Raw genomic sequence first — 19,335 nt, forward strand, 5'->3', positions numbered from 1 at the left:
CAGGCACAATTTACCAACTAATGAAGTTTACTATTTTATTATTACTATTTTCCACGTACTCTGGGTTTAGTCAAAAAATTAAATTCAATCTCTTCTTAAAAGATTCTTGCTCAAACGAAATTGAAAGAAGTGTAAACTATCATCTTGAAAAGGACGGAATTCAATATAATATATCGGACTTTGATGGAACAGTAATTCTCTTAACAAAAGGCGAATATCAACTTGTAGCGAGCGAAATTGGAGAAGTACGCAAAATTGTAATTGATAAACTAATAAATTCAGATACTTTAAATAAGCCCAAAATCCAAGAGTATATAAAAAAATCAAACTTTTCCTTTAAGAAAGGTACAAGTCGTGAACAACTAAAAAAACTTGGAATACTTCCTAACTATAAGTTTATGAATTGCGAAAAGGTTTGTGATGGAATTGAAATTGATTATTACTCCAATGGTAAAATCCGATTGAAAGCAGAATTTAAAAGCGGAATTGTAATTGGTGAACTAAAAAGGTATTATCAAAATGGAAAAATAAAAGAAGTTTCTGTTTATGATAATGATGGAATTTTAATTAAAAAAACTCTGTTTAACGAAAGTGGAGAAATAAAAAAAGAATAAAAACTGTACCCGAAAACAGCTAAATTAACTGTGATTTTGTGACTTAACGAAAGCTGTTTTCTTTCTTTAAACACGATATCTAGCTCAAACAAATCCTGTGGATTTATCCCAACGAAATCATAGCCCAACCTTAGTAAACAACTCATCATGATTATTTAAAATAATAGGTGCCCAATAAGAACTTTGGTATCCATAAGATTATCTCGTTATTCACATTACACGCACTACCATGCAATTTTTTAAAATAAAGTTTCGTTAATGCTTGTAATTTGTATTTTTGTTTAATCATGATAACCATGACCTCTCATATAAAATTATGGGACACCAATTTGATACATTAAACTATTAATGGCTAAGAGCAAGAAGACAGCTAAAAAAACAACCAAAAAAAAACTTAAAGCCCCAAGTTTTAAACTAAACAATCAACAAAAACTCATTTTTGGGAGCTTGTTGGTTATTATAGGTGTTGTTCTGTTCATCTCTTTCGTTTCTTTTTTCTTTACTGGTAATGCTGATCAAAGTACACTTACTGAATTTTCAACCAAAGCAGTAAAAGCCGAAAACTGGTTAAGTAAATTAGGAGCCTTGTTAAGCGACTTCTTCATTTATAAAGGTTTTGGAGTAGCTTCATTCATTTTTGCTGGTCTGTTTTTCCTTTCGGGAGTTTACATTTTAATGAACCTCCCTAAGTCGAGATTAAGAAAACATTGGTTTTGGGGAAGTCTTATTGTAATTTGGTTATCCATTTTGTTTGGATTTTTCGCTGATAAAAATAATTTGCTTGGCGGTGTAATAGGCTATGAGATAAATAGTTACCTTCAAGTGTATATTGGTAAAATAGGTACTTCACTATTATTGTTATTTGGACTAATTACGTATCTGGCCATTCGATTTAGAATCACATTCGAAAGTATAACGTCTCTATTTTCTAAAGCAAAAAAAGATATTAAAAACGAGTTCTCCGATTTAAAGGAGGATACTATAATCCCTGTGGACAACAACTTATCGGAAGAAGCCGAGGCCATTAAATCGGCTTTTGAAGTATCCTTAGACAATACCGCAGATACACCCAGCAAAACAGAACCTAAAAAAGTTGAACCTGTAAAAGTTGAACCTGTAAAAGTTGACGTAGCACCTCAAGTAGAAGAGGAAGACAATAATATTGAAATAAAAGTTGAAGAAGTCGCTGAAGAGCTCTCTGAAACTGATAATCTAGCCAATAAATTGGTTGAAGATTTCGGGCAGTTCGACCCTACATTAGAGTTGAGTAATTATAAATTTCCGCCTTTAGATCTTCTTAAAAAGTACGACACCGAAGGTATTACCATAAACCAAGAAGAATTAGAAGAAAACAAAAACCGAATTGTTGAAACCTTAAGTAACTACAAGATTGGTATTGCTAGTATAAAAGCAACTATTGGCCCAACGGTTACGCTTTATGAAATTGTACCAGATGCGGGAATACGTATTTCTAAAATTAAAAATTTAGAAGACGATATCGCCCTATCCCTATCTGCGTTAGGAATCCGAATCATAGCGCCTATTCCGGGTAAAGGCACTATTGGTATTGAGGTCCCCAATAAAAATGCGACCATCGTTTCTATGCGTTCGGTAATTTCGTCTAAAAAATTCCAAGAATCTAAAATGCAATTACCTATTGCTCTTGGAAAAACCATCAGCAATGAAACCTTTGTAGTAGACCTTGCCAAGATGCCCCATTTACTTATGGCTGGTGCTACAGGTCAAGGTAAATCTGTTGGATTAAATGCCGTGCTTACATCGTTGTTGTACAAAAAGCACCCTGCCGAAGTAAAGTTTATTTTGGTAGACCCGAAAAAAGTGGAGCTCACACTCTATAATAAAATTGAACGTCATTACTTAGCCAAACTTCCAGATAGCGAAGAAGCCATTATTACAGACAATACAAAGGTTATTAATACACTTAACTCGCTTTGTATTGAAATGGACAATCGTTACGAATTGCTCAAAAATGCTATGTGTAGAAACATAGCAGAGTATAATGCTAAGTTTAAAGCGAGAAAGTTAAACCCTAACGACGGACACCAATTTTTACCATACATTGTTTTGGTGGTAGATGAGTTTGCCGATTTAATAATGACGGCAGGTAAAGAGGTTGAAACTCCTATTGCCCGTCTGGCTCAATTGGCACGAGCCATTGGTATTCATTTAATCATTGCTACACAGCGGCCATCGGTTAACGTTATTACGGGTATAATTAAAGCTAATTTCCCAGCCAGAATTGCTTTCAGGGTAACCTCTAAAATAGATTCTAGAACCATTTTAGATGGCGCTGGAGCTGACCAATTAATAGGTCGAGGTGATATGCTCTACACACAAGGAAATGACATGATTCGTATACAATGTGCTTTTGTAGATACGCCTGAAGTTGAAAAAATAACCGACTACATCGGGGCTCAAAAAGCCTACCCAGACGCCTACCTTTTACCAGAATATGTTGGCGAAGAAAGTGGCACAGGTCTTGATATAGATATTGCAGACAGAGATAAGCTATTTAAAGAAGCAGCTGTAGTGATTGTTACGGCACAGCAAGGATCGGCTTCTCTTCTGCAAAGAAAATTAAAATTAGGATATAATAGAGCTGGTAGATTAATAGACCAATTGGAAGCAGCCGGTATCGTTGGACCATTTGAAGGCAGTAAAGCTAGACAAGTGTTAATACCAGACTTAATAGCTCTAGACCAGCACTTAGAAAATGAACAATAAAAAATGAAAATGACACTGAAACACCTTTTAGCCTTTTTTACTTTAGCCCTTCTTTCAATTCATGGGTTCGCTCAAGATAGCGGAAAAGCGCTTTTAGACGAAGTATCCAAAAATGTAAGGAGCTACGAAAATATTTCTATAGACTTTAAATACACGCTAGAGAACACCGCAGAAAACATTAAGCAAGAAACTAGAGGTGATGTGATTTTGCAAGGCGATAAGTTTAAACTGAACATACTAGGAATCACTCAGTTATTTGATGGCAGTAAACTTTACATTATTAGCCCCGAAGACGAAGAGGTAACTATATCTTCTCAAGATGAAGATGAAGAGGATGCCATTACACCCAATAAAATGTTGTCGTTCTATGAAGAAGGCTATACCTATACTCTGGACATACAGCAAAACATTAACGGTAGAAAAATACAATATGTAAAATTGGTGCCTATCGATTCTAATTCAGAACTAAAAAGCATTTTGTTGGGAATCGATTCGAAAACCAAAAACATATACAACCTTATTCAAATTGGTAAAAATGGCTCAAAAACAACCTTAACGGTGAATTCTTTTAAAACAAATCAGCCTTTTTCAAAAACCTTATTTACCTTTGATGCCGATAAATATCAAGATTATTACATCAATAACTTAGATTAAGGATTTCCTTTCTGTGAATAAACGATTAAGATATACCCAAAAAGAGTCGAATCTTTTATTTGAGATTTTTAGGACAAGAACGAAGTGGCAACAAACGTTCTTTATTTTATAATTTGCTATTTGGCGAATGATTAGCAAAACATAAACTCGTGAAAATACTCGATAGATACATACTCACTACGTACCTTAAAACATTCATCAGTGTTTTTTTAATCTTAATACTGATTTTTATTTTACAAACGCTTTGGCTCTATATTAAAGAACTGGCTGGTAAAGATCTAGACCTTTTTATCATTATCAAGGTTTTGTTGTATATCTTACCTAGCCTTATTCCACTAATATTGCCCCTAACCATACTGGTATCCTCTATTATGGTTTTTGGAAGCTTTGCCGAAAACTATGAGTTTGCCGCCATGAAATCTACTGGTATTAGCTTACAAAGAGCTATGGCGGGACTCAGCATTTTTATTGTTGGGTTAGCAATAACAACTTTCTTTTTCTCTAACAATGTTATACCATGGTCTAAACTCAAATCCTACAATTTAAGGCGAAACATTGCCAAACTAAAACCTGCAATGGCCATTGCAGAAGGACAGTTCAATGAAATAATGAACTATAACATTAAGGTAGAAAGCAAAAGTGGTGATAACGACCAATACCTTGAAGATGTTATTATTCATATAAAAGGACCTGACGGCAGACAAAATGCCACGACCATTAAATCTAAAACTGGTGAACTGGTAAGTTCTGAAGACTCTGATGTTTTGAAACTGGTTCTATATGATGGTAACTACTATAGCGACATTTCCCCTTCTAAACCAGAAGAGTATGAAACTAGACCATTTGCAAAAAGTACATTTGAAAAATATATAATCAACATAGACTTATCTGATCTTAATAATGTAGACCTAGATGAGGAAACACGTACCGACAAGTATGACATGCTTAGTATTAACGGACTCCAAAAAGCTATAGATTCTCTGGAAAACAGAAGGGAAAACGACCTCAATTCACTCGCAAAAATTTTAATTCAGAGGTCTAATGTTGTGGTTAATGAGGCAAAATCGCTAAAGGGGAAAATTGCAAATACAGCGGTTAAAGAAAATAAACCTACTGACTCTATTTACGAGGGTGAAATCCTGGATTTATTTAACACCAGAAAAAAATTAGAAATGGTTGAGCTGGCCTCTAGAGGTCTTGTGAGTGCCAAGCAGATAATTTCAACCAAAAAAAATTCTTTTAAGAAAAGTCGATCTGAATTAAACAAACACTATATTTCCCTCAACGAAAAATTTGCATTAGGGTTCGCTTGTATAATTTTGTTCTTTGTTGGTGCGCCCCTAGGTGCTTTAATTCGAAAAGGAGGTATTGGTCTGCCTATGGTTATTGCCATACTCTTATTCCTAACGTACCATTTTATTGGTATTTTTGCCACCAATAGTGCTAAAAACGGAGAATTTAGTCCCATTTTCGCAAGTTGGTTTTCAACGCTAATCATGTTACCCCTCAGTATCTTTTTAACCCGAAGAGCAACAGCAGACAGAAAAATATTTGAAGGCGACGGACTTTTTGAGTTCTTAAAAAAGATATTTAAAATCAAGAAAAAAGAAGTTGTACTAGATACCTCTACTTTCGATATTCAAGACTCCGAATATGAAGTCTTGAACTCATACGAAAACAACAAACTTATTTCCATAGTAAAAAATCACAAGGAGTTTGGGTACAGATTCATTTATAGGAATACAGCCTTGTCCATATTGAACAAAAGAGGTATTACAGATGAGCAGTTAAAGTTTAGTGGTAATTTCAATAACAGGGAATACGAGCAAAAAACGAATTTAAGAGATAAGTTCGAAGAAGACATTAAACTTAGTTTTATTCTCTATATTATCTCGCTTTTTACCTGGCTACCTGGAGGTGTTCTAAACAATAACAGTTATCCTACCATCGGAACCGTACTCTTAATTCTAGGAATTATTACTCAAGTTTTGTTTATTATTGCTTTTGTAAAAACTTGTTTAAGCGAATACAACTATAGAAAGTTTATTGGAAAAGGGATTACGGTCAACTACATACTTATTTACATTATTGGTATCCCACTTTATTTTGTTGTTTATTTTTTATTTGAAAAGGAACTAAAAAGGGATTTCGATTTAGAAATTACTAAAAACAATCAGGACCAAACAAATGCCGTGATTCTGGATGAATACTCCAAAAGCAAGGCAATTGATTACAAACAGCATGCACTATTTTCAATTGTATTATACACAATAGGCTCTATACTATTAATCTCATTCTTTATATTCAATAATAACAAATTGCAATATTTAGCTTCTGCCTCCATACAACTTAGTATTGTTTCATACTTCTTATTTTTTGTGTATTACTTTAAATCTTTTTTTAATCTACACAAACTTTATAATCACAACAGAAAGAAGAAGCCTTCTATTCTTATTTTCCTTCTTGGAGTTCCTTTATATGTGATTGTCTTTGTCGTATTGAGTGGAAAAATAAAGCAAGACCTAGGCATTTCTTTAAAATAAGCAATATCTTTGCGCAATGATTGCCGAAACTATGACTAAAGAAGATATAAAACAGTTTAAACTTAATACCATTCATGAAGCCATCGAGGATATCAGAAATGGTAAGGTTATAATAGTTGTTGATGATGAGAATAGGGAGAATGAAGGTGATTTTGTTGCTGCTGCAGACAAAGTAACTCCCGAGATGATTAACTTCATGGCAACACATGGTAGAGGTTTAATCTGTACACCCTTGACCGAGAATAGATGTACCGAGCTTGAGCTCAACATGATGGTTAGAAACAATACCGACCCCATGGAAACTGCCTTTACGGTATCTGTAGACCTTAGGGGAGGTGGTGTAACTACTGGTATCTCGGCTAGTGATAGAGCAAAAACTATAAAGGCCTTAATCGATCACGACACTAAACCTTTTGAATTGGCAAGACCTGGGCATATATTCCCATTGGTTGCCAAGGAAGGTGGTGTTTTAAGACGAACAGGTCATACAGAAGCTGCTATAGATTTTGCAAGATTAGCTGGATTAAAACCAGCAGGTGTTATTGTTGAGATTATGAGCGAAGACGGTACTATGGCCAGGCTTCCAGAGCTATTCGAAATTGCCAAAAAACTAGACTTAAAAATTGTTTCTATTGAAGATTTAGTGGCTTATAGAATGCAACACGATTCTTTGATCCAAAAGAAAGAAGATTTTCAAATTGAAACCCGTTTTGGTAGCTTTAGATTAAGAGCCTATAAGCAAACTACAAACAACCAAGTGCATATTGCCCTTACAAAAGGGCAATGGAAAGATAACGAAGAAGTCGCTACAAGAATTAACTCCACGCTAATTAATAATGACATTTTAGGGACGCTAACCCATAATGCCGACCAGCAGTTAGATAGAATGTTTAATAAAGTAAACGAAGAAGGTAAAGGCGCTATAATATTCATAAATCAGGAGTCGCAGTCCATGAATATTTTAAAACGCTTATCGTACTTAAAAGAGCACCAATCTAAAGAAGATGTTACCAAAGCACCAAGGATAAATATGGATACAAGAGACTTTGGAATTGGCGCCCAAATACTTCACGATTTAAATATTCACAAGTTAAAATTGATTACAAACTCGAGTCAAACCAAAAGAGTTGGTTTAATAGGTTATGGTTTGGAAATCGTGGAATACGTGAATTACTAAATCTGAAATTTCTGTTTTAGTTTTTCATCTCCCATCTCATTCGATAACGTTTCCAATATAGAGTACATAACTTCTATATTATAAGGTTTTTGCCTGTACAATTTATACAAATCTTTGTATTCTATTTTATTTAAAAGGTTGGTTATAGTTCTTCTGTCAAGAACATGGTATTGACCAGAGAACAAATCCAGTAAAACATGAACCCGTTGTTCGGATGCCAGTAAACCTAAAACCCCAAAGGCCATTGAGGCTCCCGATGCTTTGCCCTGCTGTATAAAACTATCATTGAACAACAAATAATTCTTAAACTGTTTAGTCTTTACAAAATGCTTTTCGCCAGAATAATTGGAGGCATTAATAAACACATTTTCACCATTGGAATATGCATAATACAGTGCTCTTTTATGGATTCTATCATCCAAAAATAGCTTTTGTGGTCTATGCTTATTATCCTTAAAAGTAATTGAGGAATCTGTAAAAGTTATATTTTTATATAATTCTGTAAAAGACTTAAAGAATCCTATTCCAGGATGCTCTACCATTAGCTTTGGTGTTTTAGGCAAATACGTAGACACAGCAATGGGTTTTATATTTTTCCAATCCAAATTACTAAATTGCATCAAACAATCCTTTAGAATAGCTCTAATTCTATCATCATGCTTACCGGTTACATCCATGCTGTTTTTCTCCCTGAAGGCAGAAAAACTTCCAAGAAAAAAATAGTCCTCCACTCCTTTTTGTAAAACATCTAATGAAATAATAGCCTTTCCCGTTTCTTTGAAAGCTCCAGTATTTTCAGAAATCAATAATTGATTCACTCTAACAACCCAACGGTTTACCGCTTACAGTTTCTGGAAAAACAGTTTTAAAATAATCTAGTACTTCTTCTTCAAAAGGTTTCCCGAATTTAGAAAGTACTTTTTTGTTTAGCAATCCCTTTTGAGCAATTCCGATGTTATTCTTATAAATCCTATTATCAATAACTTCTGAAATAAAAAAATCGACATCTTCCTTTGTTTCGGTAGTATTGGGAAGTAATTCTACAATGTGGAATTTTGTTTTTTGGGCGAAAGCATGTTCAGTTACAATCAGTAGTAACAACACAAAGAAAAAGTTTGATTTCATAAACTTAGAGCGAATTCTTGATTATTTCTACCATTTTACCCGCACGTTGCTGGACGTCTTTCGCTGTCCAAGATAATTTTATTAAGCACGAAATATTCCTGCCAATAAAATGGTCGGACTGCTCAAAAGTCTTGTGCTCTAAGTATTTTAACCCTGTCTTAACCTCGTTAGTTATCGGAAAGAGTGATTTCAATGTCTTCAAATGCTCCCATTTACGAATATAGTGCCAGTTGTTATCGTAGTAATTCCAGCAAGCATCTACTCCACCGTCTTTAAATCCTTCAATTACTTTCCTGGTAATTTCTAGATTAGGTAAAAAGAAATTTAAAAAAGCGCCACTTTCCTCACCACCTTCCGGAACTGTTCTTAACGTTACTTCTGGTATTACAGAAAGTGCCTCTTTGAGTATGTTCAGATTTCTTCTTTGAATCGCTATAAATTCTGGAAGTCTTTGCACTTGGGCTAATCCAACGGCAGCATGTAATTCTGAAATCCTAAAATTATATCCTAAAAACGGATGCCCTTCGGCGCCTCTATCATTACCTATATGATCATGGCCGTGATCACTGTAGTGATCAGCGTTGGTGTAAAACGCTTCGTTATTAGTGATAACGGCACCACCCTCACCACAAGTTATGGTCTTTACGAAGTCGAACGAAAAACAACCTAAATCGCCTATGCTTCCTAAGGCTTTTCCGTTATAGGTTCCGCCTATAGCTTGGCAAGCATCTTCTACCAAAAGTAAATTATGAGTATCACAAATAGCCTTTAAACGATCCATATGCCCCATGCTTCCACACATTTGAACTACCATAACCGCTTTGGTTTTAGGCGTAATGGCAGCCTCTACTGCTTTAGGATCCAATGCTAATGTCTCATCAATATCAACCAGTATTGGTATAGCCCCCAGAGCCATAATGGCTTCAAAACTGGCTACAAATGTAAATGTTGGCATAATCACTTCATCTCCTGCTCCTACTCCAGCTGCTGCCAAAGCAACAGAAACAGCCGCAGTACCGCTTGATACAAGCTGAACATGATTTACACCAAATGTCTTTTCTAAAGCACTTTCTAGGGCTTTGGCTTTCCAATGGCCATTACGCATGCCATCAAAACCATAGCGCATTAGTACACCATTGTCTAAAACATCGTTTACTTGCTTTCTTTCTAGTTCACCAAACAACTCAAATCCAGGCATATTCTTCTGTTATAATTCAAAAACACTTTCTTCAACAGACATTCTAACTTTCTTGAAATCTGCAAACATATCATCTTCTGCTCTAAAACCTACTGGTAAAAGTAGTACAGACTTTAATCCTTTTTCTTTAAGGTTTAACGCTTCATCGTAAGCCCCAGGGTTAAAACCTTCCATTGGGCAAGCATCTATTCCCTCTATAGCACAGACGGTCATTAAATTTCCAATAGCTATGTAGGCTTGATTTTTAGACCATTGCTGTTGTTCCTCTTTCGATTTGCCATTCATCATTTTGATGAGCCCCAACCTATATGGGTCTAAAATATCGTCTGGTGTATTTCGCGTACTTTTAATATTTGAGTAGTAATTGTTTACATCGTCTTCGTTAATTTGATCTTGGATGCAAAAAACTAATAAGTGTGAGGCATCAACAACTTGTCTTTGGTTATATGAATGTTCTACCAAAGATTCCCTTGTGGCTTTATCTTCAATGACTACCATCTTAATAGTTTGAAGGCCAAAAGACGTAGCGGTTAAATTAAATGCCTCTTTGAGAATTTGTAATTGCTCTTTTGAAATCTTCTTATTCTTATCAAACTTCTTGGTAGCGTATCTCCACTTTAACTTATCTATAATATCCATTTCCTTTTATTTTTTTACAAATGTACTATTTGAAACTCCAAAATGACACTTTAGAAAACAAAATAAGTTAATAGTTCTCTCAAACGAAATTATTTTCAAAAAGTTGAATTTTTATTTGAAAGAAACCAAAAAGGATTTTATATTTGCACCCGCCTATGGGAAATGAATTTCCCTCTGGCGGGCAAGCCCGCTAAAAGGCAAACGCAAAAGATACTGGAGAAATGGCAGAGTGGTCGAATGCGGCAGTCTTGAAAACTGTTGAGGGTCACACCTCCGGGGGTTCGAATCCCTCTTTCTCCGCTTAGATTTATTCAAAATCAATCAAAGTCCTGTAAACTCAATGTTTACGGGACTTTTTAGTTTCTACAAAATAGTAAAATATCTATTAAAAAGCATTCTGTTGGTGACCTATTAGGTGACCTTTTTTAAACCTTATTTAGGTCACCAAATTGTTTATAACTGTTTATAAATCAGTGTTATAATTCAATTATAAGACCTAGAAATTTCGTAAATTAATGTATAATTAAAGGTCACCAGAATGAACAAAACATTTGGATTATTATTCTACTTAAAAAAGAGTAAAGTAGATGCACAAGGTAATTGCCCAATTTACCTACGTATTACCATAGATGGTAAACGCACAGAGATTAGTACAAAACGTACTATTGCCATTGAAAAATGGAGCAATAAAGCCAATAAAGCTATTGGAAGAACAGAAGATATACGGGAGCTAAATGCCTATTTAGATTCACTTACTACAAAAGTATATCAAAGCCAAAGAGACTTAATTCAAGATAACAAAGAGGTTACAACTGAAACCCTTAAAAACAAGTTTCTAGGCGTTGAAGATAAGGAGCGTACCATAATAACACTATTTAAAAATCATAACAAGCAAGTTGAAAAATTGGTAGGCAAAGAGTTTTCGGCAGGAACTTTAGAGCGTTATAAAACGGTATGTAAGCATCTGCAAGAGTTTATGCAAGAGCAATACAATGTAAGTGATATACCTATTAAGAGAATAGACCACAAGTATATTACAGATTTTGAGTTCTATTTAAAAACCGTTAGAAACTGCGGTCATAACAGCACAATCAAGTACATCAAGAATTTTAAAAAGATAGTACGCATTGCAATAGCAAACGATTGGATTAAGAAAGACCCTTTTTTAAATTATAAAGTCCGTTTAAAAGAAGTAGAACGTCAATTTCTTTCAGAAGAAGAAATACAAGAAATGCTTAACAAAAAGTTACATACGCCAAGACTAGAACAAGTAAGAGATATTTTTATTTTCTGTTGCTTTACAGGGTTAGCGTATAGCGACGTTAAAAAGCTATCAAAAGACAATTTAGTATTTGGTATTGATGGCGATAAGTGGATAAAAACAAAGCGTACTAAAACGGATACACGCAGTAATATTCCACTACTTCCAACCGCATTAGAAATCATAAAGAAATATGAGAATCATCCAGAGGCAGTTACAAAAGGCGTTTTACTTCCTGTATTGAGTAACCAAAAGTCTAATGCTTATCTCAAAGAGATAGCAGATTTATGTAGCATCAATAAAAACTTAACAACCCACTTAGCGCGCCATACGTTCGCAACTACAGTAACATTGTCTAATGGTGTGCCTATGGAATCGGTTAGTAAAATGTTGGGCCATAAATCACTAAAAACAACACAACATTATGCCAAAATATTGGATAGAAAAGTAAGTGATGATATGGCAATTTTAAAGCAAAAATTTGCAGATAAAAGTAATGTAGAAGCATCCAAGCGATTAGCTAATTAGGAGATATAAACAATAGCATACAAAATTGACTATTAATTCAACACAAAACCCTTGTAAACACCACAAAATCAAACAATTTAAGCCAAAAACCATGTGAGTTATGTGTTTAAAACTCCTAATAACTAGTAATTTTTAAACTAAAATTTAGTAGTAATTTACGCTCCTTATTAATCAGGTATTTATACCTATAATTTTATTATTTTTTTAAATGACAGTAGAATTTATCACAAAGGATGATTTAAAGACTCTTAAACAGGAAATCATCACAGAACTTAAGACAATTTTAGGAAGCCAAACAGAGCAAAAAAAGTGGTTAAAATCAGCAGACGTAAGAGAGATGCTTAACATCTCACCAGGTACGTTGCAAAACTTACGTGTTAACGGTACACTACCCTTTACCAAAATGGGTAAAACAATGTACTATGAGTATGACGACGTAATTAAAATTTTAACCCAAAACAAGAGTGCTTAATGAAGTTACATTTTTATTTTCCAGAGAACTTAGATTTAGACAATCTAATCGATGACAACTACCCAACATTTACACCTTTTGTTAGAGAAAAAGCAAGATACTTATTGCATCTTATTAGTGTTAAACGACTCAATAAAAAAGATTCGGTTAGCGAAGAATACACCAAACTATCATCAAAGATAATGCAGGATATGGTACATAATTATCATGAATATTGGAATTACTTCATAAACGATTTAAAAATTGTTGAACGAACTAAATCATATCAAACAGATAAATTTTGTAAAGGCTATAAGTTTTCTAAAGAATATGACACACCTATAGCGAAATCGCCTTTAACACTTCAAGATAGGTCTATTAGAAAAAAGCTGATTAACTATATCAACAGAATAAAATCTCAAAATAGGTCATACACATATCTATCAAAATGGTTTGATGATAAATTGCAAATAGATGAAGAAATTTCTATTTGGGCAATGAATGAAATTTTTAACATTAAACAAGAGTATCCAGAGTTGAGAGACATTAATATAACTACTGGCAAAGAAAAAAGACCGATGAAACAAAAAGACTTTGCTCTTGGCTCAATACAAAGGTTTAAAGAAGCATTAAATCAGCCTCGTAGAGACAATAATGTTCTGCGCTATCATTCTGTGCTGACAAATATGAATAGCATATACAGAAATGCGGTAACTTATAACGGCGAAGAGTTGCATGCCCTAGATTTAAAGAACAGTCAAATTTTTTTGAGTACAAAACTTTTATCTACTAATTATTTGATAAGAAGTTTTAATAATGGTGCAAAAGTAGACATCATCTTTGATAATCCTATTGAGATGTATAAACGTTTAACTAATCAACCTTTTTTAGAGGTTGATAGTTTAAACTCTAAAGTAACAAAATGTAATTTAAGTAAAACGTCTTACATTATGTTAGGACTTTTTAAAGATAGCCCTTTAAACATGCACTTTCAGGAATACTTTAGACTAGCTATTAAAGGTAATTTCTATGAGAATTTAAGAGAAAAGATACATAAAGAGTTAGGAGTGTATATCGAGTCCAGAGGAGACGTAAAACGAAACGTTTTCAAGTTTATGTTTTCAGAAGTACACTCTAAATCAAAGTTTGTAAAACTTTTTGAGGCACTGTTCCCAGAGGTCTATAAAGTATTTTATGATATAAAAAAACATGACCATTCTGTTCTACCTCGAGCACTACAACGTGTAGAAAGCAATTTATTTATAGATAGAATTGCAAAGCGTATTTCTAAAGAATTGCCCAAAGCACCAATCTATACCATACACGATAGTATTGCGTCCACTAAGCAATATATCCCTGCGATAAGAAAAATAATGGAAGAAGAATTTCTTAAAACCATTGGAGCAGTTCCTGGTATTAAGGAAGAGCATTGGTGTAAAGACAATATCATTAAAGAAGTTAACGAATTAAAACAAAAAGCATTTGCAAAGGCTTCTTAACCAAAAATAAGAGTGAGTAACAACAAATAAATTTAATTCCATTGGTCAGATGCAGAAATTAAAAAAGAAGGACAAGCATCCTTTAGCTATTAATATACTAAAATTAAATAGATACAATTATGATTTCCTCAACTGTGAAGAGGTCGTTTTTTTTGAGTATATAGTCGTCAAAGGGATGGCCTTTAAAAAGAAAAAAGAGTTCTTTCACAGCTCGGAAACTATTAGACAAGAAACAGGTATTAAAAAACATTCTCTAAAATCAATAATAAGTAGATTTGAAAGTTTAGGAATTATTTCAACCGAAATTAAAGGTATGCCAAGAGTAAAGTTTTTTACTGTTCACTACCCAAAAATAGTGGAATTAATACCTAAAATATATCAGTTATCCAAAAACGGTCAACTACCTTCCGATTTCAGTAAACATTTGTCTGATTTCTTTATTCCTTTAGTTGATAACTACCTACAAAAGAATAATATAAAGAATAATAAGGAAGAATTAAATAATAAAGAAAAATATATCTACGAATCTGAGGAGGGAGAAGCTATCACTATTTTTAATGATTATCTATCTTCTCTTAAATATCAAAAAAATATTTCATCAACGGCGCTTAAATTTAATGACGTTGATTTATTCCGTGCATTAAAAAATTATGAAATAGAATTTCTTTGCGAATATCTCGATAAGTATTTTGAAGAAGAACACAGACCATCTTTAAACAAGTTCTTTACATTCGATTCAATAGCGGTTAATAAACTAAAATACATTGAGCAAAAAATTGTTGATGAGAATGATTATGCTGAACATTTACTTGCAGAATTACAAAGAATCTACAATGATAGAATTGAGATGTATAATGATGATGATAAATATTCAAGAGCAAAGAGTAAAACAAAGTTAGTAGTCAATAAAAGAATAAAAGAGCAATTAAAAACAGCTTTAAAATTTAGAAATGAATTACAAATAACTCATTCTTTTACTGCTTATGCAGATGATTTGTTACGAGGTAATTTATCAATAAGAAAAATTCTCCCATATTTTTTATCATCGAAGGATGGTGAATATGAGATAATAGACAATTATTTAGACCACTTTAATATCCAATATGGTTATAGTAAAAATTAACTAATTAACCCACTAAACCCAATTCATTATTGGCTTTAAAATATACTTGGGAAATTTCCTAATTCCTACAAAAAAGATTTATATTTTTAAGGTTCATTAAAAGCTAAGGTCAATCAAAAGAATGAATAAAACCAACACCAGAAAAGCATTAAATCCTGCATATAGAAAACACAAACCATTACGTAAAGACGTTACACATTTCACAAGCCAATTAGTAGAATGCATTGAAGCTGTTAAATTAAGTGACGATAATGGAGAAAGTGAAGAGCATATTAAATCTCATTTTAAGGATTTCTTTTCGAATACATTTTATAAAGCAAATTACGTAAACACAAAAGACCGTATCGATTTAGCTATCTATACTGATGCAACAGCTAATTCGGACGTTGGTGTTATTATTGAGGCAAAAAAGCCAAGCAATAAATCTGAATTTCTAACAGAGTCTAATTTAAATCGTAAGGCATTACAAGAATTATTATTGTATTACTTGCGTGAACGTTTAGATAATGAGAATAATAATATAAAGCACTTAATAGCCACTAACGGTTACGAGTGGTATTTATTTAAAGCAGAGGACTTTTATAATTACTTTTATAAGAATAAGGCACTTTTAAAAGAATACAAAGCCTTTCGAGATGGTTTAAAAGACACCTCAAAAAATGAATTGTTCTATAATGAAATTGCAAAAAAATATATTGCAGAAATTGAACAAGAATTACCATTTGTTCATTTAGACTTTACCAAAACTAATTTTACTAAATTAAGTGATGCACATTTAAACACACTATTTAAGATTTTTTCTGATGTGCATCTATTAGGTCACGCTTTTGGTAACGATAGTAATCAACTTAATAAAGCCTTTTATAATGAGTTGTTGCACATTATAGGTTTAGAAGAAGTAAAAGTAAAAGGTAAAAAACTAATAAGTCGTAAATCTGAAAAAAGCAGAGACTATGCCTCACTTTTAGAAAATACGATTGTAATACTTGAAGATAGAGATTACCTCTCACAGATTAAAAGCATAGAAAACGGTGAGGACAAAGCTTTTAATGCTGGTTTAGAGCTTTGCCTTACTTGGGTAAACAGAATTTTGTTTTTAAAGCTATTAGAATCTCAATTATTGTCTTATCATAACAAAGACCCAAAATACAGATTTCTTAACGCATCATTTATAACAGACTATGATGAGCTAAACGATTTATTTTTTTCCGCTTTAGCGAAAAAAGAAAACGAAAGACATCCTAAATACAAAGAAAAGTATAAAGATGTACCGTATTTAAACAGTTCTTTGTTTGAACGTAATACTTTAGAGAATGAAGCCTTTGAAATATCTGCGCTAAACAATGACGAAATTACCCTCTACAGCAGTACTGTTTTAAAAGATGCAAATGGTAAACGATTAAAGGGTAAACTATCTACATTAGATTATCTATTTCAGTTTTTAGAGGCTTACGATTTTGCTACTGATGGTAAAGAAGGTATCGAGGATGCACAAGAAACAAAATCATTGATTAACGCATCAGTATTAGGTTTAATATTCGAAAAAATTAATGGCTATAAAGAAGGCTCATTTTACACACCTGCATACATTACAATGTATATGTGTAAAGAGACGTTGAGACGTGCTGTAGTTCAAAAATTTAAGGAGCAAGAAAACGACCAAATAGAAACTTTTGAAGACCTACAAAGTTACTGCAACAAGTATTTTAAAATAGACGATTTAAAACGCTTTAATACCATTGTAGATAGTTTACGTATATGCGACCCAGCAGTAGGTTCTGGTCACTTTTTGGTAAGTGCTTTAAACGAACTTATTGTTATTAAAAATGAATTAGGCATTTTGGTAGATGCTAAAGGCTTGCCATTGCGATGCGATATAGAAATAGTAAATGACGAACTCTATGTTATTGATGATAAGGGTGCATTATTTGAGTACACCCCAAACGATAGAGAAAATATACGTATACAGCACACACTGTTTCACCAAAAACAAACCCTAATAGAAAACTGCTTATTTGGTGTAGATATTAACCCAAACTCTGTAAAAATATGCCGTTTGCGTTTGTGGATAGAGCTACTAAAAAACGCCTACTATACTAAAGATAATGCGCTTCACACATTACCTAATATTGATATTAATATTAAGTGCGGTAACTCACTAATTAGCCGTTTTAATTTAGATGATGATTTAAAAGATGCATTTAAGGGCAAAGACGTTAACTATAGTTTTAAAGACTATAAAAATGCAGTAGCTGAATATAAAGAGACGAATAGCAAGGAACGTAAGAGAGAGGTTTTAGAAATTATAAATGAAGTAAAACATAATTTTAAAAGTACTTTAGACAATGCTTTCATAATAAAATTTCAAAAAGCACAAGGCCAGCTTATAAATGAGCAAGAACGACAAAAAAACTTAAAAGCCTTTGGAGAAAAAATAACCAAAAAGGATAAAGACGAACTAAAAAAATTAAAGACTAAAGCAGAAAAAGCACTTATTGAAAAAGAAGAAATAGTTAATAACGCTATTTATCACAATGCGTTTGAGTGGCGTTTTGAGTTTCCAGAAGTATTGGCAGATGATGGCTCATATATTGGTTTTGATGCCGTAATTGGGAATCCGCCATATTTAATCGAATATGATAAAAAGGTTAAAAATAATTTAGAGATTAATTTTATAGAATTTAAAAGGAATAACGATTTATACGTTGCATTCATTAGTAGAGGTAATAAAATTTTAAATGATAAAGGCTTTTTGTCTTACATAACGCCTAATACTTTTTTGAAAGGAACATATTTTCAAAAGTTAAGAGAATTATTAATATCTAATAAAATTATTGAAATTATAAACTTCAATAACACATTGGTATTCGATGAAGCTAATGTTTACACATCTATTTTATTATTTCAAAAAGGAGCTATACCTACTAACTGGGTGCTAAAAAAGGGAATTTCAGAAATTGAAGGAGAAATCGATAAAAATGAATTAGACTTTATCTATAAGAGCCCTTTAATAAAGAAGTTAGATGTTTTTGAAAAGTTTGAAAATTTCTTTCTAATTAAAGACGTAGGCTTTAATTATTGGTCAATTGGAAGAGGTAAAACAAGGGGGGATTCAGTTGGTAGTAGAATATTATACTCTGGTAAACAGTTAAACGATTCTGATAAGCCATATTTAAAAGGAGGCGATATATTTAGATATTCTCAAAAAACCCCATCCAATTACTTGCGCCATAATTTTGAAGAATTATTAAATGAGAATGATGTTTTTAGGTTTTCAAAAGATTTCTTTGAATTAAATCCAAAAATAATATACAGACAGACCTCAAAAGATATTATTGCAACTATTGACACTAATTGTAATTACAATGACAAAACAGTGCATATAGTTGTAAATAACGAAGAATCAAATTTTGATTTACATTTTGTGTTGGGGTTATTAAATAGTTCATTACTTAATTTTTACTTACATTTTTATAAACAAGAATCTGGTAAAGCATTTGCACAAATAAAAACTGTAGATATTAAAGCAATGCCTTTTATATATAAGGAAAGTTCGAGTGTATCAATAAAACAAAAAGTCAAACAAGTCTTATCTTTCAAAAAAGAAAATCCAGAAGCAGATACTACAGTATTAGAAGCAGAAATAGATGCAATGGTTTATGAGTTGTATGGTTTAACACCAGATGAAATTAAGATTGTGGAGCAATCTTAATTCACGAGCACTATTAAATAAAATAGAAATGAGGCGAGCTAAATTGAGATTTTAGAGAATAGTTAA

Annotated in this window: 14 protein-coding genes and 1 tRNA gene; 11 read left to right on the forward strand and 4 right to left on the reverse strand. The window is 32.7% G+C overall.

The window, feature by feature from the left end; translation table 11 throughout:
- The first annotated feature begins 20 nt into the window (after positions 1–20).
- The 5 genes from M0214_RS13440 (at position 21) to ribB (ending at position 7,733) form a co-directional block, all read left to right on the forward strand.
- The gene (locus M0214_RS13440; RefSeq protein WP_248723080.1) at positions 21–614 is read left to right on the forward strand and encodes a toxin-antitoxin system YwqK family antitoxin; all 594 of its coding nucleotides are present in this window, start codon (positions 21–23) and stop codon (positions 612–614) included.
- Between the two features lie 348 nt (positions 615–962).
- The gene (locus tag M0214_RS13445; RefSeq protein ID WP_248723081.1) at positions 963–3,359 is read left to right on the forward strand and encodes a DNA translocase FtsK; all 2,397 of its coding nucleotides are present in this window, start codon (positions 963–965) and stop codon (positions 3,357–3,359) included.
- Between the two features lie 9 nt (positions 3,360–3,368).
- A complete protein-coding gene (locus M0214_RS13450; protein ID WP_305879794.1) occupies positions 3,369–4,013 on the forward strand; it encodes an outer membrane lipoprotein carrier protein LolA in 645 nt (214 codons plus the stop codon).
- A gap of 149 nt (positions 4,014–4,162) precedes the next feature.
- Positions 4,163–6,556, forward strand: coding sequence for an LptF/LptG family permease (locus M0214_RS13455; protein WP_248723083.1), 2,394 nt, complete (start codon positions 4,163–4,165; stop codon positions 6,554–6,556).
- A gap of 31 nt (positions 6,557–6,587) precedes the next feature.
- A complete protein-coding gene (ribB, locus tag M0214_RS13460) occupies positions 6,588–7,733 on the forward strand; it encodes a 3,4-dihydroxy-2-butanone-4-phosphate synthase (protein WP_248723084.1) in 1,146 nt (381 codons plus the stop codon).
- Here ribB and M0214_RS13465 read toward each other — a convergent pair.
- From M0214_RS13465 to M0214_RS13480, 4 genes are read right to left on the reverse strand one after another with little or no spacing between them, the layout of a single operon-like run.
- A complete protein-coding gene (locus M0214_RS13465; RefSeq protein WP_248723085.1) occupies positions 7,730–8,551 on the reverse strand; it encodes a hypothetical protein in 822 nt (273 codons plus the stop codon). The genes ribB and M0214_RS13465 overlap by 4 nt on opposite strands.
- 1 nt (position 8,552) lies before the next feature.
- Positions 8,553–8,858, reverse strand: a complete 306-nt coding sequence (locus M0214_RS13470; RefSeq protein WP_248723086.1) for a hypothetical protein — start codon at positions 8,856–8,858, stop codon at positions 8,553–8,555.
- A 4-nt stretch (positions 8,859–8,862) separates the two neighbouring features.
- A complete protein-coding gene (locus M0214_RS13475) occupies positions 8,863–10,056 on the reverse strand; it encodes a DegT/DnrJ/EryC1/StrS aminotransferase family protein (RefSeq protein WP_248723087.1) in 1,194 nt (397 codons plus the stop codon).
- 9 nt (positions 10,057–10,065) lie between these two features.
- Positions 10,066–10,695, reverse strand: coding sequence for an NAD(P)H-dependent oxidoreductase (locus M0214_RS13480; protein ID WP_248723088.1), 630 nt, complete (start codon positions 10,693–10,695; stop codon positions 10,066–10,068).
- A gap of 215 nt (positions 10,696–10,910) precedes the next feature.
- Here M0214_RS13480 and M0214_RS13485 point away from each other — a divergent pair.
- From M0214_RS13485 to M0214_RS13510, 6 genes are all read left to right on the forward strand, one after another.
- A tRNA-Ser gene (locus M0214_RS13485) sits at positions 10,911–10,995 on the forward strand.
- A gap of 238 nt (positions 10,996–11,233) precedes the next feature.
- On the forward strand, positions 11,234–12,484 hold the full coding sequence (locus M0214_RS13490; protein WP_248723089.1) for a site-specific integrase: 1,251 nt from the start codon (positions 11,234–11,236) through the stop codon (positions 12,482–12,484).
- A 208-nt stretch (positions 12,485–12,692) separates the two neighbouring features.
- The gene (locus M0214_RS13495) at positions 12,693–12,956 is read left to right on the forward strand and encodes a helix-turn-helix domain-containing protein (RefSeq protein WP_248723090.1); all 264 of its coding nucleotides are present in this window, start codon (positions 12,693–12,695) and stop codon (positions 12,954–12,956) included.
- Positions 12,956–14,434 carry a hypothetical protein gene (locus M0214_RS13500; protein WP_248723091.1) on the forward strand — a complete coding sequence of 493 codons (1,479 nt, stop codon included), beginning with the start codon at positions 12,956–12,958 and terminating at the stop codon, positions 14,432–14,434. The genes M0214_RS13495 and M0214_RS13500 overlap by 1 nt, the downstream gene beginning before the upstream one ends.
- Positions 14,435–14,483: 49 nt before the next feature.
- Positions 14,484–15,557: a hypothetical protein gene (locus tag M0214_RS13505; protein WP_248723092.1), complete on the forward strand. Its 1,074-nt coding sequence runs from the start codon at positions 14,484–14,486 to the stop codon at positions 15,555–15,557.
- A 121-nt stretch (positions 15,558–15,678) separates the two neighbouring features.
- Positions 15,679–19,269: an Eco57I restriction-modification methylase domain-containing protein gene (locus M0214_RS13510; RefSeq protein WP_248723093.1), complete on the forward strand. Its 3,591-nt coding sequence runs from the start codon at positions 15,679–15,681 to the stop codon at positions 19,267–19,269.
- The last annotated feature ends 66 nt before the right edge of the window (positions 19,270–19,335 follow it).

The organism is Seonamhaeicola sp. ML3 (assembly GCF_023273855.1).
In the GTDB taxonomy this organism is placed as follows: domain Bacteria; phylum Bacteroidota; class Bacteroidia; order Flavobacteriales; family Flavobacteriaceae; genus Seonamhaeicola.